The following is a 24011-nucleotide window of genomic DNA, read 5'->3' on the forward strand; positions in this document are numbered from 1 at the left end:
CCGGTCCCGTGGCCCGCAAACAGGCATCCCAGGGAACCCCTGCCACCGCGGCACTCGCGGCGGCCGGGGTTTCCTTCGTTGCGCACCCCTACAGCCATGACCCCGCCGCGGCCAGCTACGGCCTGGAGGCCGCCGAGGTACTGGGGATCGACCCCGCCCGGGTGTTCAAAACCCTGATGGTCGACGTCGACGGGCGCCTCGCCGTCGGCGTCGTGCCGGTCAGCGGCAACCTGGACCTGAAGGCGATGGCGGCGGCCCTGGGCAGCAAGAAGGCCGCGATGGCGGACCCAGCGACGGCGGAGCGCCGCACCGGCTACGTCCTCGGCGGCATCTCCCCGCTGGGACAGCGCCAGCCCTCCCCCACCGTGGTCGACGAGAGCGCGTTGGAGCTGGAAACCATCCTGGTCTCGGGCGGCCGCCGCGGCCTGGACCTGGAGCTCAGCCCGGCCGAACTGATCCGGCTGACCGGCGCCAGCACGGCCCGGATCGGCACCTCCAACCACCGCTAACGGCTCCGGCGGTGGGAGCCTTAGCCCGCGGGTGATGGCCGGGGCGCGAGCTGCTGCCGGAGCCAGGCCGTGACCAGCGACTCCCAGCGCTCCGGGTCGACGTTCCATTCCTTCGTGTGCCGTGCCGTGCTGAACGCTTCGAAGGTCACCATCTCCGGATTCTTCTCCGCCAGGTCCGCGGACGGGCCGTAGGGAACGTATTCGTCGTCGACGGAGTGCAGGATCAGCGTCGGTGTCCGTAGCTCCACGGCACGGGAGACCCAGTCCATCGCCTTGAGGTCCACGGGGGCGGCCAGGCCGGTCAGGCGGCGGCCCAGCCGGTGGCTCATCATTAACTGCCCGTAGCGTCCGACGGCGGAGGGGATCCGGTTCAGCTCGGCATGGTGCGCCAGGACATTCACCCAGTTAATCACCGGGGCGTCCAGCACCATGGCCCGGATCAGGTGGTGGTACCGGGACAAATCCGCGGTCTGCAGGCAAATCGCGCCGCCCATGGACCAGCCGAAGAGCACCACCTCGTGCGCCCCCTGCTCCAGCGCATATCCGATCGCGGCTTCGACGTCCCGCCACTCGGTGGAGCCCAGGCCGTAACGGCCATCCGCGGCCGACGGGGCCAGGCCGTCATTGCGGTAGGAGATCAGCAGGCTGGAGAGGCCCAGCTCGCGGGCCACCCGGACGGCGCGCAGGCCCTCCTGCCGCGAGGCGCCGCGCCCGTGCACCATGATCGCCCAGGTATCCGACGTCGGCGTCCCGGCCGCCGGGGCGGCCCTGACCTGCCACGCTGGTGCCGTCCCGCCGTCGACCGCAATCTGCACCTCTTCGAACGGCAGTCCGATCGCCGCGGGGTCGGGGTGCACGGCACCGCTCCAGTAGCCGCGCCGCGCCGCGGTCAGGTCCCCGCTATAGACCGCCTCGACTTCGCGCAGCACGGTCTGCTCCGCGGGCGAGTAGGACAGGATGCGGCCGAGGCGGGCATGGCCGCGGCCACCGTCGAAAAAGAAACCGTAGACGCCCTCCACGGTGGAATCGGGGGTCGCCTTGAGGATGACCTGCAGGCCTCGGCCCTCTCGGATTACGGCCAGCACCTCCTGGTCCTCCTCGCGAACCCGGACCGGGGTGATGACACGCCGGGCGAAGTAAAGGGCCAGCGCCGAGGACCCGGCGGCGAGCAGTCCGGCTGCGGCGCTTCCGCCGATGATGCCGCCCACCGCCCACCTGGCGTTCCCCTTCAGCCCGGTGTCCAGCACGCCGGTGTCCGGGTTTCCCGCGGGCAGAGCGCGGGAACTGGATCGGGCAATCAGGGTCCGGGGCGTTGGCGGGGCGAGGCGCGGGGTGGATGCCATGGCACCATTCTTACCGAACTCCGGGCCAACCCCGGCATCCGGCGCACCAATACCGCCGCCGGTGCGGGGGCCGGCCCCGGCGCAATACGGCTAGGCTGGGGGCATGAGCGACCCAATCGTCATCCTGACAGAAGAGCCCCTCGGCGCGGACGACCGCGTCAACATCGAAACCCTCGTGGCGGACGGTGATTCGCCGCTGGTCGTCCTGGTCCCGGCGAACACGGAGCGCCACCTGCTGGTGGACTTCCTGGAGAACCTCTCCATGCTGGAGGTCGCCAAGGCGTTCCGGGAGTTGACTGCCAAGCATCCCGATCCGGCCGTGGAACGGACGGCGGCGGCCGAAACGCTCGCCGCGTCGCTCGCCGCGCTGGGCGGAATCGGCGGAGGCGTGACCGGCGAAGTCGTCGAGGGCCGGGCCGTTGACGCCCTGGTCGCCAAGGTCAAGGAGCTGAACGCCGGGCAGGCCGTGGTGATCACCAGGCCGCACGCCGTCGCGGACACCTTCCACACCGACTGGGCCAACGAGGCGCAGGACAAGCTCGGCCTGCCGGTGCTGCATTTGTACGCCGGATCGGGATTTATCGGGGACTCCTGAGCGTTATTGAGGTCATGAGCATCTTCAGCAGCAAGCCCAAAGTCGCGCCCGTCACCTCCCCCGCGTCCTCCCCCGCCCATGACGACGCCGGTTCCGCCGGCGCGCCGGCGGAACAGGTGCGGGCCGGCCAGGCGCCGGTGGAAAAGTCCGACCAGCAGTGGCGCGAGGAACTGAGCCCTGAGGAATACCGGGTCCTCCGCCAGGCCGGAACGGAGCGGCCCTACACCGGAGAGTACTGGGACACCCACACCGCGGGCGTGTACCAGTGCCGGGCGTGCGGCACCGAACTCTTCACCAGCCGGGAAAAGTTCGATTCGCACTGCGGCTGGCCGTCCTTCTGGGCCCCGCTTGCGGATGGCACGGTGCGCTACATCCACGACCGGACCCTGGGGATGGAGCGGATCGAGGTGCGGTGCGCCGCCTGCGATTCGCACCTGGGCCACGTGTTCGAGGGCGAGGGCTACGGCACGCCCACGGACCAGCGCTACTGCATCAACTCGGTCTCCCTGAAGCTCGTCCCCGCGGCAGAGTCCCCCGCCTCCGGCACGGACGCCTGAGCCAGCCCCGGTCCCGCTGGAGCTGGAACGCTGGGCGCAACCACCATGCCTCAGAGTTCCTTATGCTCAGCCCAATTTTGAGTTAGAGCTTCTGTTTGCTTGCTACGCTCGCCGTAGACGTTCCCAGCAACCAGAAAGGCGACTGACGATGACCACGACCGCCCTCACCGCCCCTGCCCCGATCACTGCCGGCTCCCCGGAATGGCAGCGGCTCAAGGCTGCCGCCACCGCCCTGCAGGCCCTCCAGAGCCAGGACGGCTCCGTGCCCGATGCCGCCGACCATCAGGCGGCGGCAGGACACGTCGCCGCCATCACGGACGCCGTCTCCGCCCTGGCCCCGGCCTTCCCGCACGACGCGCGCTACCTGGAACTGCTGGCCGTAGACTTCAAGCGCTGGGCCGACGGCGGCTTCGGCGTACCCGACTTCCTCGACTCGCTGCAGGCCTTCCAGCCTCAGCAGCACCGGGTCAACGGCCTGCAGCACCTCGTGGTCTTCCCGATGTACACCCAGAACGGCAGCAGCAACCGCCTGGTCGAGGCCGTGCTGATCGAGGTCATCTGGCCCGAGTTCATTGCCGGCCTGGAAGCGGGCGAGTACTCCAACAAACTCTTCGTGCCGATCCGCTTCCTTGACTTCACCCCCGGCTACGACACCAACTCGGCAGTACTGTTCCCCGAGACCGTGGCCGTCCGCGAGACCCCCACCTTCACCTGGGGCGCCATCTTCGCCGACCGCGAGGCCGCCCGCTTCCGCCGCGTGCTGCGCGCCGCCGCCGAGATCACCTCGCTGCAGCTCCCGGAGGACGCCGCGGGCCTGCTCGAAGACCAGCAGCTGACCCAGGAAACCTTTGTCATGTGGGACCTCATCCACGACCGCACCCACATGCGCGGTGACCTGCCGTTCGACCCGTTCATGATCAAGCAGCGCATGCCGTTCTTCCTGTACTCACTTGAGGAACTCCGCTGCGACCTCACCGCCTTCCGCGAGTCCGTGAAGATCGAAAAGGACGAGGAGGCGGATCCGGAAGCCCGCCGTCACGCCAAGCTGGTCCAGTACGCCGTCATCTTCGACCGCATTTTCCGCTTCGCCATCACGGGCAGCCGGGTCCGCAACTATGACGGCCTCGGCGGCCAGCTGCTCTTCGCCTGGATGCACCAGCACCACGTGCTGCACTGGACCGACAGCAAGCTCAGCATCGACTGGGACGAAGCGGCCGACGTCGTAGTGGAACTCGGCGCCCGGATCGAGGAACTGTACTGGCGCTCGATCGACCGCCCCAAGATGGCCCACTGGCTGGCCGCCTATGAGCTGATCTCCGGCACCGTCACGCCCAACCCGGCCTCGGTCTGGGCCAAGGGACCGGACGCCCTGCCGCTGGACGGGCCGCCGCGCGGCCTGACCGACCAGGTGCTCGACGACGAGTTCCCGCTCTCCATGTTCTACGAGGCGCTGGAGAAGAAGATGCGGAACGTGATCGATTCAACCGCCGGCATCACGGGGTCGACGGACGCCAACGCTGACACCAACGCTGCCGCCGGCTCCACCAGCCAGGCCATGAACGCCGGATGAGCGACGGACGCGCCCTCAACGTCCTGGTAGCCGGCGGCAGCAGCCCGTCCGGGATCGCCGTGGCCCGCGCCCTCCGGGGTGCCGGGCACACGGTGTTCACCGTTGGTTCCGATCCCGCCCGGATCGAGGCCGCCGCCGCGGAAGCCGGCGACGGCGTGGTGCCGCTGGCCTGCGACCTGGCCGATCCGGCGGCGGTCCGGGATCTCCATGCGTCGCTCACGGAGCGGGCCGGACGCGTCGACGGCGTGATCCACCTGGTGGGCGGCTGGCGCGGCGCCAAGGGCATCACCGACCAGAGCGACGAGGACTGGGCCTTCCTGGAACGCAACGCCGTCACCACGCTCCGCAACGTCAGCCGGACCTTCTACGACGACCTGGCCGCCTCGGATGCCGGGCGCCTGGCGATCGTCTCGTCCACCGCGGTGGCCAGCCCGACGGCGGCCGGCGCCAGCTACGCGGCGGCGAAGGCCGCCGCCGAGGCCTGGACCCTCGCGGTGGCCGACGGCTTCCGGCGCGCCCAGTCCGGGAACTCCGGGAGCTCCGCGGCCTCCGGAACCGCAGCCGAGCCGGTGGAGCAGCGCAGCGCCGCCGTCGTCTTCGTGGTGAAGGCCCTCGTCGACGCGGCCATGCGCGCAGCCTCCCCGGAACGCAAGTTCCCGGGCTTCACCGACGTCGAGGAGCTGGCGGCGGCCGCCGTCGGGCTCTTCCGGACCCCCGCCGCGGAACTGAACGGCCGGCGCCTGCCGCTTAGCCAGTAAGCCGGCACCTCTACACTGAAAGCGTGAGCAACGAGATGACCAGCACGGTCGAAACCAACACCATTGACACTGCCCCGGCCAGCACCGCGCTGCGGCTCCATGATCCCTCCGTCCGGGGCTTCGCCTCGGACAACTACTCCGGTGTGCACCCTGAGGTGCTGGCCGCCCTGGCCGCCGCCAACGAAGGCCACCAGGTATCCTACGGCGAGGACGATTACACGGCCCGCCTGCAGCAGCTGATGGAGCGGCACTTTGGTTCGGGCATCGAGTGCTTCCCCGTCTTCAACGGCACCGGCGCGAACGTCCTCTCGCTCCAGTCCCTGCTGCCGCGCTGGGGCGCCGTCATTTGCGCCTCCACGGCCCACATCAACATGGACGAGAACGGCGCGCCGGAACGGATCGGCGGCATCAAGCTCCTGCAGGTCCCGACGCCGGACGGCAAGCTCACCCCCGCCCTGATCGACCAGGAGGCCTGGGGCTGGGGCGACGAGCACCGCGCGCAGCCGCTGGCGGTCTCGATCACGCAGACCACCGAGCTGGGCACCTGCTACACCCCCGAGGAGGTCCGCGCCATCGCTGAGCATGTCCACTCCAAGGGCATGAAGCTGCACATGGACGGCGCCCGGCTGGCCAACGCCGCCGCCCACCTCGCGGTGCCGCTCCGCGCCTTCACCCGCGACGCGGGCGTGGACATCCTCTCCTTCGGCGGCACCAAGAACGGGCTGCTGTTCGGCGAGGTGGTGGTGGCGCTTAACCCCGACGCCGCCCACGGCCTGGTCTACCTGCGCAAAATGAACATGCAGCTGGCCTCCAAGATGCGGTTCATGTCCGCGCAGTTCATCGCCCTGCTCGAGGGCGACCTGTGGCTGCGCTCGGCCTCGCACGCCAACGCGATGGCGGCCCGGCTGCGCGCCGGCGTCGAGTCGATCCCCGGCGTCGAACTGAGCCAGAAGACCGAGTCCAACGGCGTCTTCGCCGTCCTGCCCGCCGGCGTGGCGGACCGGCTGCGGAAGTCCTTCCGGTTCTATGACTGGAACGAGGCGGCCCGCGAGGTCCGCTGGATGTGCTCCTTCGACACCACCGAGGAAGACGTTGATTCCTTTATCGCCGCGATCAAGCGCGAGCTCGCGGCCGGCTAGGTGCAAGCCGGTCCCGGCCGGGCGGCGAGCCTGCCGGGCCGGGACGGGCACCGTGCATAATCTTTCACTGTGAACCCACTCGACCAGGTTCCGGCGGATTTCCTCTTCGCCCTGGGGACGCTTCGAAAAGCACGGTGCCGCAGCGAGTTGCGCCTCGATGAGATCCCGGCCCCCGGCCGGCTCGCTCCCTACGCGGTGGCGCTCGGCGCGGAAGTCGTCGTCCCCGGCGACGCCGCGGCAGGTGCGGTCCACGGCCCGGCGGCCGCCGCGCTGGCCCCGGCGTCCGGCAGCGACGACGTCGAACTCGCCACCGGCCGTTTTATCCTCCTGCATGACCCGGACGGCTCCGCGGTCTGGGACGGCGAATTCCGGATCGTCACCTACATCCGCGCCCAGCTTGAGCCGGACATGGGCAACGACGAGATGCTCGGCTCCGTCGCGTGGACCTGGCTCGTGGAGGCGCTGGAAAACCACCAAGCGGCGTACCGATCGGCCGGGGGCACCGCCACCCGGGTGCTCTCGGAAAGCTTCGGCACGCTCGCTGGCCGGCCCGGCACCATCGACATTGAACTCCGCGCTTCCTGGACACCGGCCGGCCGGGACATCACCGCCCACCTGGAAGCGTGGTCGGACATGGTCTGCACCTTTGCGGGCCTGCCGCCACTGCCCGACGGCGTCTCCGCACTGCCGCGCCGACGCCCACGGCAGCTATGACCGGACCCCGGCGGCCGCGGCCTCGGCCTGCAACGACGGCGATGTCGGTAAACTGGAGTCATCATGACCCCTCATAATCCGGAAATCACCACCGCGGGCACAGCCCCAAGCACGGCCGCCACCACAGCCTCCAGCACCGCAGAGGCGGCTGGCGCGCCGGCCCACATCACGGTGGAAGGCTTCGACAGCCTGGTCCCCGAGGTCATCGACCTCGACGCTCCCCGCGACGGCGTCCCGCTCGTTATCGAGACCCAAGCAGGACTGGAACGCTGTGCCGCAGCCCTGGCCGCCGGCCACGGCCCGGCGGGAGTGGACGCCGAACGCGCCTCCGGATTCCGGTACGGCCAGCGCGCCTTCCTCGTCCAGATCCGCCGCGAGGGCGCAGGCACCTGGCTAATCGACCCGGAGCCCTTTGGTGACCTGCGCATCATCAATGAGGCCCTGCGCGGCGTCGAGTGGATCCTGCACGCGGCCAGCCAGGACCTCCCGTGCCTGTCCGAACTCGGCATGTGGCCGGACAAACTCTTTGACACCGAACTCGCCGCACGGCTGGCCGGACTGCCGAGGGTTGGCCTCGCCGCCGTCATCGAACAGCTGCTGGGCTTCGGCCTGGCCAAGGAACACTCGGCGGCCGACTGGTCCACCCGGCCGCTGCCGGAGCCGTGGCTGCGCTACGCCGCGCTCGACGTCGAAGTCCTCACCGAGCTCCGCGAGGAGCTGATCGAACTCCTCACCGCCGACGGCAAACTGGAGTACGCCGAGCAGGAATTCGCCGCGATCCTCGAAGCCGGCCAGGCCCCGCCGCGCGTCGACCCGTGGCGCAAGACCTCCGGGCTGCACCAGATCCGCGACCGCCGCCAGCTCGCCGCCGTGCGCGAACTCTGGCTGGAGCGCGACTCGCTGGCGCAGAAGCGCGACGTCGCCCCGGGCCGGCTTATCCCCGATTCCTCCCTCGTGGCCGCCGCCAAGGCCATGCCCAGCACCGTGCCGCAACTGCTCGGCACCAAGGGCTTCCACGGCAGGGCCGCGCAGCGCGAGGCTCCGCGCTGGCTGCGCTGCATCAGCACGGCCCGCAGCCTTGAGGAGCTCCCGCCGCTGCACCTGCCCACCAACGCTCCCCCGCCGCCGCGTGTCTGGGCCGACCGGGATCCGGAGGCCGCGGCACGGCTCGCCACCGCCCGGCCCAAGCTGCAGGCCCGGGCCGAGGAGCTGAACCTGCCGGTCGAAAACCTGCTCACCCCGGACTACCTCCGCCGCGTGGCATGGCGTCCTCCCGCGGAGATCAGCGAGGAAGGCATTGCCGAGGAGCTCCAGAACCTCGGCGCCCGCCAGTGGCAGATCCAGCTCACTGCTCCGCTGATCGCCGAGGCTTTCCTGAACCCGCAGCCGCTGCCGCCCAAGGAAGCCAAGCCTGCCGCGGCCTCCGTGGCCTCCCCTGCCGAAGCAGCGCCCAACGCCGTTTCCTGACGGGCTGCCCGTCACTCCTTGCCAGCTATGTTACTCATGAGTAACATAGCTAGGGATGCCGCCAGGATCACTCCTGCTTCCCGAGCCCACCGCCCGGGGGCGGAAATCCGGCACCCATGTCTCAATGAGGAGTAATACGTGAGCCAAGCCAGCAGCGCAAAGCCGACAATCGGACAAAGCAGGACCATCCGCGAGGTCGTTTTTGTTGACGGCGTCCGCACCCCGTTCGGCCGCGCCGGCGAGAAGGGCATCTACGCCGGAACCCGCGCCGATGACCTCGTGGTCAAGTGCATCCGCGAACTCATGCGCCGCAACCCGGCACTGCCGGCCGAGCGCATCGACGAGGTGGCCATCGCCGCCACGACGCAGACCGGTGACCAGGGACTGACCATCGGCCGCACCGCCGCCCTGCTGGCCGGGTTGCCGCGGACCGTTCCCGGTTTCGCGATCGACCGGATGTGCGCGGGCGCCATGACCGCCGTGACGACGACCGCCAGCGGCATCGGCTTCGGCGCTTACGACGTCGTCATTGCCGGCGGCGTGGAGCACATGGGCAACCACCCGATGGGTGCCGGCGCGGACCCCAACCCGCGCTTTATGTCCGAACGGATCGTCGACCCCGCCGCCCTGAACATGGGCAACACCGCGGAAAACCTGCACGACCGCTTCCCCGCCATCACCAAGGAACGCACGGACGCTTACGCCGTGGCCTCCCAGGACAAGCTGGCCGCGGCCTACGCCAAGGAACAGATCCAGCCGGACCTGGTTCCCGTGGCCACCATGAAGCCCGGCCAGGGCTGGACCGTCAACACCGTGGACGAACCGCCGCGCCCGGGCACCTCGGTGGAAGACCTCGCCGCGCTGCGCACCCCGTTCCGCGCGCACGGCCGCGTCACCGCCGGCAACGCCGCCGGCCTCAACGACGGCGCGACCGCGGCGCTGCTGGCCTCCGCCGACGCCGCCGAGGAGCTTGGGCTGCCGGTCAAGATGCGCCTGGTCAGCTACGCCTTCGCCGGCGTCGAACCGGAAGTCATGGGCATCGGGCCGGTCCCGGCCACTGAAAAGGCGTTGAAGAACGCCGGGCTCGGCATCGACGACATCGGCCTGTTCGAAATCAACGAGGCCTTCGCCGTCCAGGTCCTCAGCTTCCTGGACCACTTCGGCATCGCCGACGACGACCCCCGGGTGAACCGCTACGGCGGCGCGATCGCCGTCGGGCACCCGCTCGCTTCGTCCGGCGTCCGGCTGATGAACCAGCTGGCCCGCCAGTTCGAGGAAGATCCCGGGGTCCGCTTCGGCATGACCACCATGTGCATTGGCCTGGGCATGGGTGCCACCGTCATCTGGGAGAACCCGCACCACGCCGACTACGGCACCGACTACACGACCAAGACTGGAGCCGCAGCATGAGCGCCGCAGATTTCCACAAGCTTGCCGAGCTGTTTCCGAACGAGACGGTAACGCATTCCTACGTCCAGGACATTCAGCTTCCCGCCGTCAACGGCACGAGCCCCGGCACCTTCGCCCTGGTCACGCTGGACAACGGCCTGGACCATTCGAAGCCCACCACGCTGGGCCCGAACACCCTGATCGAGCTCGGCACGGTGCTCGAGGGACTGCGGGACCGTGCCGCGCGCGGTGAGATCGTCGGCGTCGGCGTGACCGGCAAGCCGTACTTCCTGGTCGCCGGCGCGGACCTGTCCACGGTCAAGTCGGTCAGCGGCCGTGAACAGGGCCTCTGGATGGCCCAGCTCGGCCACGACGTCTACGCCACCCTGGCGAACCTCGGCGTCCCGAGCTTCGCGTTCATCAACGGTTTGGCCCTGGGCGGCGGGCTGGAGATCGCCCTGCAGTCCACCTACCGCACCGTCTCCACCGGAGCCGGTGCGCTGGCCCTGCCGGAAGCGTTCATCGGGCTGATCCCGGGATGGGGCGGGGTCTACATCCTGCCGCGGCTGATCGGCCCCGAGAACGCCGTCAAGGTGATGATCGAGAACCCGCTGAGCAACAACCGCACCCTGACGGGTCCGCAGGCTTACGACCTCGGCGTGGCGGACGCCATCTTCGAGCCGGCCGACTTCGTCGAACAGTCCGTCGCCTGGGCCGCGCAGGTGATCGCCGGCGCAGTCGTACCGGAACGCGCCAACGCCGTCGACCCCTCCGCGCCGGACATTGCCGAACGCTGGGCCGGCGCCGTCGCGGCGGGCCGCGCGTTCGTGGAGGCCAAGACCTCCAACGCCTCCCCGGCCCCGGCCAAGGTGCTGGACGTGCTGGAGGCCAACCGCACCCTGACGCAGGCCGAATCGGCGGAGCTGGAGTGCCAGACCCTCGCGGACCTCATGCAGACCGACGAGTTCCGCTCCACGGTGTACGCCTTCCTGGACCTCGTGCAGCGCCGTTCCAAGCGCCCTGCGGGTGCCCCGGACCGCAAGCTCGCCCGCCCGGTCACGAAGATCGGCGTCGTCGGCGCCGGCCTGATGGCCAGCCAGCTCGCACTGCTGTTCGCCCGCCAGCTCAAGGTGCCCGTGGTCATGACGGACATCGACCAGGCGCGCGTGGACAAGGGCGTGGACTACGTGCACGCCGAGGTGGACAAGCTGCTGGCGAAGAAGCGGATCAGCGCGGACGCGGCCAACCGGACCAAGGCCCTGGTCAGCGGCTCGGTCTCCAAGGAGGCCTTCGCCGACGCCGACTTCGTCATCGAGGCAGTGTTCGAGGAGCTCAGCGTCAAGAAGCAGGTGTTCAAGGAGGTCGAGGCGATCATCTCGCCGGAGTGCATCCTGGCCACCAACACCTCCTCGCTGTCCGTCACGGCCATGGCCGAGGACTTGCAGTACCCCGAACGCTTGGTGGGCTTCCACTTCTTCAACCCGGTGGCCGTAATGCCGCTGCTGGAGATCGTCCGCGCCCCGAAGACCGACGACGCCGTGCTGGCCACCGCGTTCGAACTGGCCAAGGGACTGAAGAAGTCCGCGGTGCTGGTCAAGGATGCGGCCGCCTTCGTGGTCAACCGGCTCCTGTTGCGGCTGATGGGCGAAGTGACCGCGGCCTTCGATGAGGGAACCCCCGCCGAGGTGGCGGACAACGCACTGCGCCCGATGGGCCTGCCCATGACGCCGTTCACGCTCGGCGCCATGGTGGGGCTGCCGGTCGCCCAGCACGTGCAGGAATCCCTGCACGACGCCTTCGGGGACCGCTTCACCGTGTCCCGGAACCTGCAGGCGCTGATCGACCACGGAGTCAGGTCCATCTGGGACCCGGCCTCGGTGAAGGCCGGCAGTCCGGTCATCCCGGCCGAGACCCTGGCCCTGATGACCTTCGGCGATTCGCCCTCGACGGCAGAGGAAGTGCTGCGCCGCACGCAGGACGCCCTCGCGGAGGAGATCGGCCTGATGCTGTCCGAAGGCGTGGTGGCCGGACCTGAGGACATCGACCTCTGCATGATCCTCGGCGCGGGCTGGCCAATGTTCCTGGGCGGCATCACTCCGTATCTGGACCGGGTGGGCGCCTCCGAGCGTGTCACCGGCAAGAAGTTCCTGGCACCCGGCGTGGCCTCCGAACCGGCAGCCTAGCAACCAAAGACGAAGGCGCCGCTGCCCCGGCCATCACGGCGCGGGCGGCGGCGCCTTCGTGCGTTCGGCCCGGGCGCGGCGGCCGCTCCTAGCACTCGCAGATCATCAGCACATTGCCGTCCGGATCCTTGAAGTTGAACCACTGGCCGTCCCGGATCTCCGCGACCTCGGCCCCGGTGTCCTGCAGGTGCAGGTGGGCGGCCTCGATATCTGCCGTGTTGAGATGGAACGCGGGGACGCGGAAGACCGCGTCCGCGGAGTAGATCTTGCTGTCCAGGACCAGGCCCGCACCGTCCATCGGCAGTACATAAAGATGGTCGAAGAGGATTTCTCCGTCGGCCGGGACTCCGAGCAGGCCGCAATACCAGTCCCGGGCCTTGGCAATGTCGCTGACCGGGACGAAAACCGTTCCAATCTGGCGGGCGATGGGGTTCTTCAACGGTTCCTCCTGGTCAATGGCCCGTGCCTGCTCCGGCACGGGAAAACTCCAAGAAATATACAGCGCCGGGTGGCAGATGGCTCGTAACCGGCGCCCGTCAGATGTCCCGCAGGCTGCCGCCGTCGAGCGCGAGGACACGGTGGGCGCTGGCCCGGGCGTAAGCGAGATCGTGCGTGACCAGGACGACGCCGGCGCCCCGCGCCGCTGCGGCGGCGACCGTGTGCTGCAGCCGTTCGAGCCCCTGTCGATCCAGTCCCACGGTGGGCTCATCCAGCGCGATGACGGCCGGCCTGCGGGCCAGGACCGTGGCCAGGGCAAGCAACCGCTGGCTGGAAGACGGCAGCTCGGCCGGGTGGGTCTGCGCGGCGCCGGAGAGCCCGACGGCGGCCAGTGCCTCCTGCGCCCGGCCGGCCGCCTCCGCGCCGGCAAGCCGGCGCAGCCCGAAGCCGACCTCCCGCAGCGCCGTCCGTTCGAAAAGCTGGTCGCGCGGCTGCTGGAACAACATCCCGACCGAAGCGGCGATGCGGCCCGTCGGGATCCGGTCGATGCCTCGACCTTCGACGCGCACCTCACCGGCCTGCGGCCGCAGCAGGCCGTTGAAGTGGCGCAGCAGCGTGGACTTGCCGGTGCCGTTGGGGCCGGTGATAGCGACAATCTCCCCCGGGCGCACGGTCAGGTCCAGGTCGCGCAGCAGGGCCGCGCGGGGCACGTTCCCCGCCGGTCCCCTCGCGGATCCCCCCGCGCGAGTCTTGCCTGGCCCGTAGCCGAAGCCGATGCCTCGCAGTTCAAGGACCGGGGTCGACGCGGCGGCCCAGGTCAGGTCTTTCGGCATCCCGGCGTCCAGGCTCTCCGCCACGACGCCTGCATCGCGGAGCGCGGCCCCGTTCCCCAGCTCGGCCGGCCGGCCTTCCGCCGTTACCGTGCCGCCGTTCAGGACGATCCAGTGCCCGGCGCTGCGGGCGAGTGCGTCTGCCGTCTGGCTCAGGAGCACCACAGCGGTGCCGGCTTCGAGCAGCCGGCTCACCAGGGTGCGGAGCCGGCTGGCACCGTCGGCGTCGAGGGACCCGAGTGGTTCGTCCAGCACCAGCACTTGCGGGTCGGCGATGACCGCGCACGCGACTGCCAGCCGGCGCAGCTCGCCGCCGGAGAGCTCTGCCGGGTCCCGCTCCAGCAGCCCGGACAGGCCGGTTTGTTCGGCGATTCGGGCCACCTGCCGGATCATCTCGGGGCGGGGCACACCCCGATTTTCCAGGCCGAAGGCCAGTTCATCCGCCACCGTAGAGCGCACCGAGGACAGCATGGCGGCGGCGTCCTGCGGCACGTAACCCACCCGGCCGGACCAGGCAGCGGGGTTGATCCGGGGGTCGCCGCTGCCGCCGTGGAATTCGAGGCGGTCCGCGCCCAGCGCCAGACTGCCGCGCAGGACACCGGAATGGCCGCCCCGAAGCCAGCCGGCGAGGAGCTTGCCGAGGGTGGTCTTGCCACTGCCGGAACCTCCCAGCACGGCGGTCAGGGTTCCCGGCAGGACGGAGAGCTGCACATCCCGCAGCGCATCGCCCGCATCCCCGTGGAAGCTGAAGCTCCTGATCCGGGCAGCGGCCGCGGGCAGCGCCCCGGTGGCGGGCTGCCCGGGCTTGGCGCGTCCGTCCCCGTTCACGAGTGCACCGCCGCGGGCCATGCCGTGATGAGCCGCAGGACCACGGCGGCGGCGGCCAGCAGGAGCGCTGCGGCCCGGACGATGCGTTGCGCAGGAGGGTCCTGCAGTTGCCGGTAGCTGGTCCGTGGTCCGGTGGTGCCGAAACCCCGCGCGTCCAGGGCCTGTGCCCGGAGCCCGGCATCCTCCACCAGGCCCAGGACCAGCGGCACCGCCTGCAGCCTGGCCGCCGCCAGCCGGGACAGCAGCCCGCGCCCGACCACCAGCCCGCGCGCTTCCTGGGCCTGACGGATCTTCTCCACCTTTTCGGCCATCGCAGGGACCAGCGTGAGCGTGGACGCGAGCACGAAGCTGAACTGCGGAGGGATGCGCCGCGCGGCGAGGGCGGTCAGCAGATCCGGGACGCTGACGGTGAAGGAAAACAACAGCAGCAGCAGGACGCACGCGGCTGTCCGCGAGGCCAGCTCCAGGGCGAAGCTGAGTCCTTCGGCGGTGACCCGGGCCGGCCCCCACTGCGCCAGCACGGTGTGCCCCTCCGGGAAGAACAAGCCGTGCAGCACCAGCAGGGACAGGAACAACGGTGCGAGGATGACCCCGGCAGCCAGCAGCACCCGCGCTGCGACGCCCGCGCGTGCGGCAAGCAGCACGGCGGCCACGGCCACGGCGACGGACAGCCGCCAGCTGCCGGCCGCCGTCGTAATGACCGCGGCGCAGCACGCCGCGGTCAGGGCTGTGAGCGGGTGCAGGCGCATGGCCTAGGCTGCGGGATCCGCCGGGACCTTACCCGCGAGTACCCGGAAGCGGCGGACGAAGGCGAACTGGAACGTCGTGCGCCGCGGCAGGGCGTAGGCCAGCAGCGCGGCGATCGTGAAGACAATTGCCTTGTCCATCGGGTCGGAGATGAGTGCCTGCTTGGTGATCGCTGCCAGCAGGGTGTCGCCCATGGCACGGAACGCGCTGACGATGGCGCCGGTGCCCAGGCCCGCGGTTCCGCCGTAGACAAAGGCTGCGATCGGGGCGGAGACGACGCCGGCCAGGATGCCGGTAAGGAAGCCGGCCACGGGCGCGAAATAGAAGCGGCGGAACAGTCCCCCGCGGGCGGCCAGCCCGGCGAGGAACCCGATCAGGGCCGCGCCGGCGGCGAAGGGCAGCACGGTGGGGTTGAAGAAGGACCAGACAATGCTGCCGAGCACTCCGGTGGCGGCACCGGCGGCCGGCCCGGCGAGGACGGCGATCAGGACCGTGCCGATCGCGTCCAGGTAGAACGGCAGTCCGGTGCTGCCCATCAGCTGGCCGAGGACCACGTTCAGCACAATCGCCACCGGCATCAGGACCAAGGTGGAGGTGGGCAGGACGGGCAGCACGGCGACGAGCAGCAGCACCGCGCCGAGCAGGAAGCCGCCGAGGGCAACCAGGGCGGAGAAGCTTGCCGGTCCGTTGGCGATCTCGACCGGCTGGGTGAGGACGAGAAAGACGTAGGTGGCGGCGATGGCCGCGGCGCCTGCGATTTCGAGCAGCCGGCGGCGGCCGGGTGCCGTGCCGGCTCCGGTGCGGGAGCCTGCGTCGGGGAGGGTCAGGGGCTGCGGTGACATGGGAAAAATCCTTCGGCTGGGGTTTGCAACAACCGCCTCATGTCACCTCGGCGCAGCTACCATCTTAGCGATCGGCCGGCCCTCCCGGGAACACCGGCGCCGCGGGCCCGGCCGGCGCCCGCGGCTACCGTGCGCCCAGGGAGCGTGCCAGCGCGCCCACGGAGGCAATCAGCTCGTCGAAGCACTGGCCGGGGTCGTTGCCGCTGACGATCCTGGCGTTCGGCGGCAGCCCCCACAGGCCGCGGAAGTCGGCCACCGTTGTGCCGGCCAGCAGCGGGGACTCCGTCTCGACGTCGACCGTCGCCAGCCGCGTGCTGAAGGGCGTGCGTCCGACGGCGGCGCAGGCGGCGAACGCGTCGTGCATGTGGGCGACGTAGCCCTGGTCATAGAGCCGGTGGAACTCCATGTAGAAGCGGATCGCGTCCGACAGGCACGCCACCAGCGGGCTGCTGGAGCCGCTGCGCAGTCCTTCGGGCTGCTCCGGGAGCACCAGCTCGGGTTCGGCAGCCCCCGCGGCCTCGCCGAGCCGGCGCAGGTGCTCCGGCAGCATCTCGATCCGCTCCGTGGTCTCCAGCGCGCAGACGACCGGCAGCTTGTCCTCGGGCATCCCGCGGTAGGCCGCGTAGACCTCCTTGGCGGCGTGCGGGTCCACCGCGGTGTTCCATTCCGCCGTCGGCGTCGTGTTGCCCTGGTAATAGAAGCTGCCGCCCATGATCACCAGGCCCTTGAGCAGCCGCGGCAGTTCCGGTTCGCGGCGCAGGGCCAGGGCGAAATTGGTCAGCGGTCCGGTGATCAGGCCCGTGATCTCCCCCGGATGCGCCCTGGCCTCCTCCACCCAGACGTCCACGGCGTGCCGCGGCGAAATGGCCTGGGCGGGGGCAGGCAGCTCGGCGTAGCCGATCCCCTGCGGCCCGTGGGTCTCTTCGGTGGTGACCAGCGGGATTTCCAGCGGGACCTCGGCGCCGACGGCGACTTCGATCCCTTCCCGCCCGCACAGCTCCAGCAGGGACAGGCTGTTCAGCGCCACCTGGCGCGCCCCGACGTTGCCGGCGGTGCAGGTGATGGCCTGCAGCCGGACCTCGGGCCGGGACAGCAGGTACACGATGGCGAGGGCGTCGTCGATCCCGGTATCGACGTCCATCAGGACCAGGTGGTCGGCGTCCAGGGCGCGGGGCATTTCCGGGCTCAGAAGAGTGCGACCTTCGGCGTGCGCGGGAAGATCTCATCGAGTTCTGCCAGCTCGGCGGCGTCCGGGACCCAGGCGACCGCGGCGGCGTTCTGCCGGACCTGTTCGGGCCGGGTCGCACCGGCAATCACGCTGCTGACGGAGGGTTGGGCGGCGAGCCAGGAGAACGCCACCTGGATCTCGTTGAGCCCCCGCTCGGCGGCGAAGGCGGAGAAGGCACCCAGCTGTTTCCAGTCGGCGTCGTGGACGAGGTTGGTGCGGGTGTGGCTCAAGCGCGACCCCTCCGGCGCCTTACCTTGCGAGTACTTGCCGGTCAGCAGGCCATTGGCCAGCGGGAAGTACGGCAGCACGCCCAGGCCGTAGGCCTCGGCGGCCGGGGTGACCTCCAGCTCGGCGCGGCGGTCCAGCAGGTTGTAGTGGTTCTGGCTGGAGATGAAGCGGGCTCCGCCGCGGCCGCGGGCCACGAATTCGGCCTCCGCGATCTGCCAGCCGGCCCGGTTGGAGTGGCCGATGTAGCGGACCTTGCCGCTGGCCACGAGTTCGTCGAGGGCGGCGAGGGTCTCGTCGATGGGTGTCAGCGGGTCCGGCGTGTGGAACTGGTAGAGGTCGATCCAGTCCGTTCCGAGCCGGCGCAGCGAGGCCTCGGCTGCCTTGATGATGTAGCGCCGGGAGCCGCGGGCGTCGAAGTCGTTGCCGTTGGTCCCGCGCATGTCCATGCCGAACTTGGTGCCGATCACGGCGTCGGCGCGGCGCGAACCGAGGGCCTTGCCCAGCATGGTTTCGCTGAGCCCGGGCTCCCGGCCGTAGGCGTCGGCGACGTCGAAGAACGTGATGCCGGCGTCCAGGGCCGCATGCACGACGGCGTCGGTCCCCTCCTGCGACTCGGTGGCGGTGTTGGCCCGGCCCAGGTTGTTGCAGCCAAGTCCCACGACGGAGACGGTTAGTCCGGAATTTCCTACGCGGCGGTATTCAGTCATGGGAATCAGCCTATAACGGCCGCGGCGGGCTCCCGGGCAGGCTCCCGGACGTGCTACCCCGCGGGAAGCTCCAGCCCTTGTTCGTCCATGGCGTCCTGTAGTTGCGCAAGGGTGCGCGGGCAGACGCCCGGCATCCCTGCCAGCCGGCGCCGGCCCAGCAGCACCAGGTGTTCAAGGGTTTCCACCCCCGCATGGGCGAGGGACTTTCGGGCCGGCGCCGCCAGCCCGGCGGGAAGTGGAGTGCTGCCTGGTCGAGGGGATTTCCGCGTCATTGCGTTTCCTTCCAATCGCTTGCCCCCAAAACTGATGTGAGCCGGTGCCGGCTCCTTACCGGTGGATGTCCAGGCGCGGTGCCTAGAGCGTGAAGCTGTTGGCCGGTTTGGCCGAGTGCTTGAGCTTGAAGTCAGTGCTGCCGAACGGGGCGGCGCCGATGCTCAGCTTGGTGAAATCCAGGTCCTCACCGCGGATGCAGACCTTGATCGCGTTGACGGTCTTGTTGACGTCCGGGGTGAGGCAGAAGATGTTGAGCTTGGCGTCGGAGAACTCGGACCGGTCCACGACGCCGAGGCCGCGCCAGGCGAGGTGGCTGATCAGGGCGTCTTTGGCTTTTTCCTCGAGGTAGCGGTCGCGGCTGGTGCCGTCCTTGGTCTTCAGCGCGTACTGCGCCACCACCCAGAACTGTTCCTCGTCCGGGATCTCCGCGTAGCCGTCCTCGGCGCACTGCGCCGCGAAGGCCTCCATGAGTCCCTCGCCCGCGGCGGCGTCGGCCGCCTCGGTCTCCTCGGTCTTGCTCTGGTGCCCGACGACGCCGTGGTTCATCACGAACTCGTGGTACTCCTCGTCAATCCAGGCTTCCCTGAAGTGCAGGACTCCCTCTTCGTCGCGCTTGTAGACCCGGATGATGCCGCTCATGGCTGTCCCTTCGTAAACCGTCCGCGGTCAGTGCCGTCGAAGGGTGATTGCTGTGCCTTGACGGCTGGGTAAGGCTGGTCCGACGCCGGATCCCTCACAGGATCGGCAGGCTGCCGGTGCTGGGGTGCTGCTGCCCGGGCAGCGGCCGCGCAAACGGCACCTTGGTCCCAAGGACCTGCGCGACGACGTCGTGGGTGATTTGCTGGGCGGTCAGCCCGACCCGCTCCAGCACCTGGCTGCGGCTCCCGTGGTCCAGGAACTCCACCGGGAGGCCCACCTCGTTGAGGGCGGTGTCCACCCCGGCGGCCCGCATTTCCTGGCGGATCCGGGAGCCGACGCCGCCGGCCCGGACACCGTCCTCGATGCAGATCACGAGGCGGTGGTGCGAGGCGAGGGCGATGACGGACTGCGGCACCGGGAGGACCCAGCGCGGGTCCACCACGGTGGAGCTGATGCCCTGGGCGCCGAGCCGGTTCGAGACGTCCAGCGCGAGTTCGGACATGGCGCCGACGCTGACGATGAGCACGTCGTTGTCGCTGGATCCGGCCGGGCGGCGGGCCAGCACGTCGACGCCGTCGCTGAGCCGTTCGAGGGCTTCGACTTCCGCGCCGACGGTGCCCTTGGAGTAGCGGATGACGGTGGGTGCGTCTTCGACGGCGACGGCCTCGCGCAGTTCCTCGCGCAGCCGGGAGGCGTCGCGGGGCGCGGCGAGGTGCAGGCCGGGGACGATCTGGACCATCGCCATGTCCCACATGCCGTGGTGGCTGGCGCCGTCGGGGCCGGTGACGCCGGCCCGGTCCAGGACCACCGTGACGCCGGCCTTGTGCAGGGCGACATCCATCAGCAGCTGGTCGAAGGCGCGGTTCAGGAAGGTCGCGTAGACCGCCACCACGGGGTGAAGTCCGCCGAATGCCATGCCGGCGGCGGAGGTGAGGGCGTGCTGTTCGGCGATGCCGACGTCGAACACGCGCTCCGGGTGGCGGGCGGCGAACTTGTGCAGCCCCACCGGGATCAGCATGGCGCCGGTGATGCCGACGATGTCCTTGCGTTCGTCGGCGATGTCGGCGATTTCGTCGGCGAAGACGGAGGTCCAGGACTTGGCCCCGCCGGCCTCGGTGGGCTCGCCGGTTTCCGGATCAATGATGCCGACGGCGTGGAACTGGTCCGCCTCGTGCGCGCGGGCCGGCGCGTAGCCGTGGCCCTTTTCGGTCATGGCGTGGACGATCACGGGGCCGGCGTAGTTCTTGGCCGTGGACAGCGCGTTTTCCATGGCCTGGAGGTTGTGGCCGTCCACCGGGCCGATGTACTTCATGCCAAGGTCCTCGAACATGCCCTGCGGCGCCCACCAGTCCTTGATGCCCTTCTTCATGGCGTGCAGGCTCTTGTAGGTGAACTGGCCCGCCGGGCCGCCGTTCTGCAGCCGCTTCTTCCACCAGTCCAGCGCGCCCTCGTATGCCGGGGCGGCACGGAGCGAATCGATGGTGGGGCGCAGCGAGGCGAGGTAGTCGGCGACGCCGCCGACGGTCGGGGCGTAGGAGCGGCCGTTGTCGTTCACCACGATCACAACGCGGCGCTTCTTGTCCGCGGCAATGTTGTTGATCGCTTCCCAGGCCATGCCGCCGGTCAGGGCGCCGTCACCGACGACGGCGATCACGTAGCGGTCGCCGTCGCCGGTCAGCTGCCGGGCGCGGGAGATGCCGTCGGCCCAGGAGAGTGAGGAGGACGCGTGCGAGCTTTCGACGATGTCGTGCGCGGATTCTGCCCGGTCCGGGTAGCCGGACAGGCCGCCTTGCTGGCGCAGTGTGCTGAAGTCCTGGCGCCCGGTGAGGAGCTTGTGCACGTAGGACTGGTGGCCGGTGTCGAAGACAATGCTGTCGCGGGGGGAGTCGAAGATCCGGTGTACCGCGATGGTGAGTTCAACGACGCCAAGGTTCGGCCCGAGGTGGCCTCCCGTCTGGGAGACGTTGCCGATCAGGAATTCCCTGACCTCGGCGGCCAGTTGGTCCAGCTGCGCCTGGGACAACTTACTCAGGTCCTGCGGACTCCGGATGGTCTCCAAAATTCCCAACGGCCCCTCCTCCGGGTAGTAGACATGCCTTTTAACTCTAACGCCTCGGAACCGGGCCGGGTGCCGGAACGCGAAAGCCCCGGCCCGTCAGGGACGGGCCGGGGCTTTCGGGTGGTGCTGCCTGGCTGCCGCTAGCTAGCGGAGATCTGGCGCAGCACGTACTGCAGGATGCCGCCGTTGCGGTAGTAGTCGGCTTCACCCGGGGTATCAATGCGCAGGACCGCATCGAAGGAGGTGGTGGAGCCGTCTTCGGCCGTCGCGGTGACCGTGAGGGTCTTCGGCGTGGTGCCTTCGTTGAGCGCGGTGACGCCGGAGACCGCGAAGGTCTCCGTGCCGGTCAGGCCCAGGCTGGCGGCGTTCTGGCCGGCCGGGTACTGCAGCGGCAGGACGCCCATGCCGATCAGGTTGGAGCGGTGGATGCGCTCGTAGCTCTCGGCGATGACAGCCTTGACACCCAGCAGTGCGGTGCCCTTGGCGGCCCAGTCACGGGACGAGCCGGAGCCGTATTCCTTACCGGCCAGGACAACCAGCGGGGTGCCGGCGGCCTGGTAGTTCTGCGCGGCGTCGTAGACGTAGGCCTGCGGGGCGTCGGCCTGCGTGAAGTCGCGCGTGAAGCCGCCCTCGACGCCGTCGAGGAGCTGGTTCTTGATCCGGATGTTGGCGAAGGTGCCGCGGATCATGACTTCGTGGTTGCCACGGCGTGAGCCGTAGGAGTTGAAGTCCTTGCGCTCCACGCCGTTGGCCAGCAGGTACTGGCCGGCCGGGGTGTCCGACTTGAAGGAACCGGCCGGGGAGATGTGGTCCGTGGTGACCGAGTCGCCGAGCTTGAGCAGCACGCGCGCTCCGGTGATGTCCTGGACCGGCTCCGGCTTGGCCTTCATGCCCTCGAAGTATGGGGGCTTCCGGACGTAGGTGGACTTCTCATCCCAGGCGAAGGTGTCGCCGGCCGGGGTGTCGAGTGCCTTCCAGCGGTCGTCGCCGTCGAAGACGCCCTCGTAGCCGCGGGCGAACATGCCCTTGTCGATCGAGGAGTCGATGACCTGCTGGACCTCGACCGGGTTCGGCCAGATGTCCTTCAGGAAGATGTCGTTGCCGGCTTCGTCCTGGCCCAGCGCGTCGTTCTCGAAGTCGAAGTCCATGGTGCCGGCCAGGGCGTACGCGATGACCAGCGGCGGGGAGGCCAGGTAGTTCATCTTGACGTCCGGGTTGATCCGGCCTTCGAAGTTGCGGTTACCGGAGAGGACTGCGGTGACGGAAAGGTCGTTGGCCTGGATGGCCTCCGAGATTTCGGCGTCGAGCGGACCGGAGTTACCGATGCAGGTCGCGCAGCCGTAGCCGACGATGTAGAAGCCCAGCTTCTCCAGGTACGGGGTCAGGCCCGACTTGTTGTAGTAGTCGGTGACGACCTTGGACCCGGGGGCCACGGAGGTCTTGACCCAGGGCTTCGAGGTGAGGCCCTTGTCCACGGCGTTGCGGGCCAGCAGGGCGGCGGCCAGCATCACGGACGGGTTGGACGTGTTGGTGCAGGAGGTGATCGAGGCGATCGACACAGCACCGTGGTCCAGCTCGAACTCGCGGCCGTCGGCGGTCTTGACGGCCACGGTCTTGGAAGGGCGGCCGTTGGACTTCGGACCGTGCGCGTGCGGCGCCTGGTCCGTGAGGTGGGTCGCCGAGGCGGTGAACGACGGCGAGTCGGAAGCCGGGAAGCTTTCGTCGATCGCTTCGTCCAGGCTGCCGTCGACAAGCTCTTCCTTCACGTAGTTGCGCAGGTCCTCGCGGAACTGTGCCTTGGACTCGGTGAGGATGATGCGGTCCTGCGGGCGCTTCGGGCCGGAGATCGACGGGACAACCGTCGACAGGTCCAGCTCAAGGTACTCGGAGAACTTGATCTCGCGGGAGGGATCGTGCCAGAGGCCCTGTTCCTTCGCGTAGGACTCCACGAGGGCCACGTTCTCGTCCGAGCGGCCGGTGAGGCGCAGGTAGTCGAGCGTGACGTCGTCGATCGGGAACATTGCGGCGGTGGAGCCGAACTCGGGGCTCATGTTGCCGATGGTGGCGCGGTTGGCCAGCGGCACAGCCGCGACGCCTTCGCCGTAGAACTCCACGAACTTGCCGACCACGCCGTGCTGGCGCAGCTGCTCGGTGATGGTGAGCACGACGTCGGTGGCGGTGGCGCCGGCCGGGATGGACCCGGTCAGCTTGAAGCCGACGACGCGGGGAATCAGCATGGAGACGGGCTGGCCGAGCATGGCAGCCTCGGCCTCGATGCCGCCGACGCCCCAGCCGAGCACGCCCAGGCCGTTGACCATGGTGGTGTGCGAGTCGGTGCCGACGCAGGTGTCCGGGTAGGCACGGACGACGCCGTCGATTTCGCGGGTCATGACGGTGCGGGCCAGGTATTCGATGTTGACCTGGTGCACGATGCCGGTTCCCGGCGGGACGACCTTGAAGTCGTCGAACGCGGTCTGGCCCCAACGCAGGAACTGGTACCGCTCACCGTTGCGCTGGTACTCGATCTCCATATTGCGCTCCAGTGCGCCGGAGTTGCCGAAGGCGTCGATCTGGACGGAGTGGTCGATGACCATTTCCGCCGGCGCCAGCGGGTTGACCCGCTTGGGGTCGCCGCCGAGTTCCTTCACGGCCTCGCGCATGGTGGCGAGGTCGACAACGCAGGGCACGCCAGTGAAGTCCTGCATGATCACGCGCGCCGGCGTGAACTGGATTTCAGTGTCGGGCTCGGCGTTGGGGTCCCAACCGGCCAGTGCTCGGACGTGATCGGCCGTGATGTTGGCGCCGTCCTCGGTCCTCAACAGGTTTTCAAGCAATACCTTGAGGCTGAACGGAAGGTTTTCTGCACCTTCAACGGAGTTCAACCGGAAAATTTCGTATTCGGTACCGGCTACATTAAGTTTGCCTTTTGAACCGAAGCTGTCCACAATGCTCATCGCAGGACTCCTCT

General features: G+C 69.4%; 21 protein-coding genes. 10 read left to right on the forward strand and 11 right to left on the reverse strand.

Annotation, left to right across the window (positions count from 1 at the left end; translation table 11 throughout):
* Positions 1 to 8 precede the first annotated feature (8 nt).
* Complete coding sequence (ybaK, locus tag AC1DBL_RS12580; protein ID WP_476926237.1) at positions 9 to 509, forward strand: Cys-tRNA(Pro) deacylase; 501 nt, start codon at positions 9 to 11, stop codon at positions 507 to 509.
* A 20-nt stretch (positions 510 to 529) separates the two neighbouring features.
* Here ybaK and AC1DBL_RS12585 read toward each other — a convergent pair whose 3' ends face one another.
* The gene (locus AC1DBL_RS12585; protein ID WP_476892704.1) at positions 530 to 1852 is read right to left on the reverse strand and encodes an alpha/beta hydrolase family protein; all 1323 of its coding nucleotides are present in this window, start codon (positions 1850 to 1852) and stop codon (positions 530 to 532) included.
* Between the two features lie 103 nt (positions 1853 to 1955).
* Here AC1DBL_RS12585 and AC1DBL_RS12590 point away from each other — a divergent pair, with 103 nt between their 5' ends.
* From AC1DBL_RS12590 to AC1DBL_RS12630, 9 genes are all read left to right on the forward strand, one after another.
* Positions 1956 to 2447, forward strand: coding sequence for a hypothetical protein (locus AC1DBL_RS12590; protein ID WP_441418805.1), 492 nt, complete (start codon positions 1956 to 1958; stop codon positions 2445 to 2447).
* A gap of 14 nt (positions 2448 to 2461) precedes the next feature.
* Positions 2462 to 3004, forward strand: coding sequence for a peptide-methionine (R)-S-oxide reductase MsrB (gene msrB, locus AC1DBL_RS12595; protein WP_476926238.1), 543 nt, complete (start codon positions 2462 to 2464; stop codon positions 3002 to 3004).
* Positions 3005 to 3152: 148 nt separating this feature from the next.
* On the forward strand, positions 3153 to 4574 hold the full coding sequence (locus AC1DBL_RS12600) for a DUF6421 family protein (protein ID WP_476926239.1): 1422 nt from the start codon (positions 3153 to 3155) through the stop codon (positions 4572 to 4574).
* Positions 4571 to 5332, forward strand: a complete 762-nt coding sequence (locus AC1DBL_RS12605; RefSeq protein ID WP_476926240.1) for an SDR family oxidoreductase — start codon at positions 4571 to 4573, stop codon at positions 5330 to 5332. Before AC1DBL_RS12600 ends, AC1DBL_RS12605 begins: the two co-directional genes overlap by 4 nt.
* A gap of 35 nt (positions 5333 to 5367) precedes the next feature.
* Entirely contained in the window at positions 5368 to 6471 is a 1104-nt protein-coding gene (locus AC1DBL_RS12610) for a threonine aldolase family protein (protein WP_476893021.1), read from the forward strand.
* A gap of 69 nt (positions 6472 to 6540) precedes the next feature.
* The gene (locus AC1DBL_RS12615; protein ID WP_476926241.1) at positions 6541 to 7185 is read left to right on the forward strand and encodes a DUF3000 domain-containing protein; all 645 of its coding nucleotides are present in this window, start codon (positions 6541 to 6543) and stop codon (positions 7183 to 7185) included.
* A 63-nt stretch (positions 7186 to 7248) separates the two neighbouring features.
* The gene (locus tag AC1DBL_RS12620) at positions 7249 to 8652 is read left to right on the forward strand and encodes an HRDC domain-containing protein (protein ID WP_476909539.1); all 1404 of its coding nucleotides are present in this window, start codon (positions 7249 to 7251) and stop codon (positions 8650 to 8652) included.
* A gap of 138 nt (positions 8653 to 8790) precedes the next feature.
* Positions 8791 to 10062: a thiolase family protein gene (locus AC1DBL_RS12625; RefSeq protein ID WP_441418811.1), complete on the forward strand. Its 1272-nt coding sequence runs from the start codon at positions 8791 to 8793 to the stop codon at positions 10060 to 10062.
* On the forward strand, positions 10059 to 12224 hold the full coding sequence (locus AC1DBL_RS12630) for a 3-hydroxyacyl-CoA dehydrogenase NAD-binding domain-containing protein (RefSeq protein WP_476926242.1): 2166 nt from the start codon (positions 10059 to 10061) through the stop codon (positions 12222 to 12224). Before AC1DBL_RS12625 ends, AC1DBL_RS12630 begins: the two co-directional genes overlap by 4 nt.
* An 88-nt stretch (positions 12225 to 12312) precedes the next feature.
* Here the strand turns inward: AC1DBL_RS12630 and AC1DBL_RS12635 are convergent, their stop codons facing one another.
* The 10 genes from AC1DBL_RS12635 to AC1DBL_RS12680 all read right to left on the reverse strand — a co-directional run bounded on the left by AC1DBL_RS12635 (position 12313) and on the right by AC1DBL_RS12680 (position 23997).
* Complete coding sequence (locus AC1DBL_RS12635) at positions 12313 to 12702, reverse strand: VOC family protein (protein WP_476926243.1); 390 nt, start codon at positions 12700 to 12702, stop codon at positions 12313 to 12315.
* 58 nt (positions 12703 to 12760) lie between these two features.
* A complete protein-coding gene (locus AC1DBL_RS12640) occupies positions 12761 to 14341 on the reverse strand; it encodes an ABC transporter ATP-binding protein (protein WP_476926244.1) in 1581 nt (526 codons plus the stop codon).
* Positions 14317 to 15069 carry an energy-coupling factor transporter transmembrane component T gene (locus AC1DBL_RS12645; RefSeq protein ID WP_476926245.1) on the reverse strand — a complete coding sequence of 251 codons (753 nt, stop codon included), beginning with the start codon at positions 15067 to 15069 and terminating at the stop codon, positions 14317 to 14319. Before AC1DBL_RS12645 ends, AC1DBL_RS12640 begins: the two co-directional genes overlap by 25 nt.
* Positions 15070 to 15072: 3 nt before the next feature.
* Positions 15073 to 15909 carry an ECF transporter S component gene (locus tag AC1DBL_RS12650; RefSeq protein WP_476926246.1) on the reverse strand — a complete coding sequence of 279 codons (837 nt, stop codon included), beginning with the start codon at positions 15907 to 15909 and terminating at the stop codon, positions 15073 to 15075.
* A gap of 124 nt (positions 15910 to 16033) precedes the next feature.
* On the reverse strand, positions 16034 to 17086 hold the full coding sequence (locus AC1DBL_RS12655; protein ID WP_476926247.1) for a nucleoside hydrolase: 1053 nt from the start codon (positions 17084 to 17086) through the stop codon (positions 16034 to 16036).
* A gap of 8 nt (positions 17087 to 17094) precedes the next feature.
* On the reverse strand, positions 17095 to 18072 hold the full coding sequence (locus AC1DBL_RS12660; RefSeq protein WP_476926248.1) for an aldo/keto reductase: 978 nt from the start codon (positions 18070 to 18072) through the stop codon (positions 17095 to 17097).
* 53 nt (positions 18073 to 18125) lie between these two features.
* Complete coding sequence (locus AC1DBL_RS12665; protein WP_476926249.1) at positions 18126 to 18344, reverse strand: helix-hairpin-helix domain-containing protein; 219 nt, start codon at positions 18342 to 18344, stop codon at positions 18126 to 18128.
* Between the two features lie 82 nt (positions 18345 to 18426).
* The gene (locus AC1DBL_RS12670; protein ID WP_476926250.1) at positions 18427 to 18984 is read right to left on the reverse strand and encodes a hypothetical protein; all 558 of its coding nucleotides are present in this window, start codon (positions 18982 to 18984) and stop codon (positions 18427 to 18429) included.
* A 94-nt stretch (positions 18985 to 19078) separates the two neighbouring features.
* Entirely contained in the window at positions 19079 to 21052 is a 1974-nt protein-coding gene (gene dxs, locus AC1DBL_RS12675; RefSeq protein ID WP_476926251.1) for a 1-deoxy-D-xylulose-5-phosphate synthase, read from the reverse strand.
* 131 nt (positions 21053 to 21183) lie between these two features.
* Positions 21184 to 23997 (reverse strand): aconitate hydratase, encoded by a 2814-nt coding sequence (locus AC1DBL_RS12680; RefSeq protein WP_476926252.1) that lies wholly within the window; start codon positions 23995 to 23997, stop codon positions 21184 to 21186.
* Positions 23998 to 24011: the final 14 nt, after the last annotated feature.

This window comes from Arthrobacter sp. 10T44 (assembly GCF_056393885.1).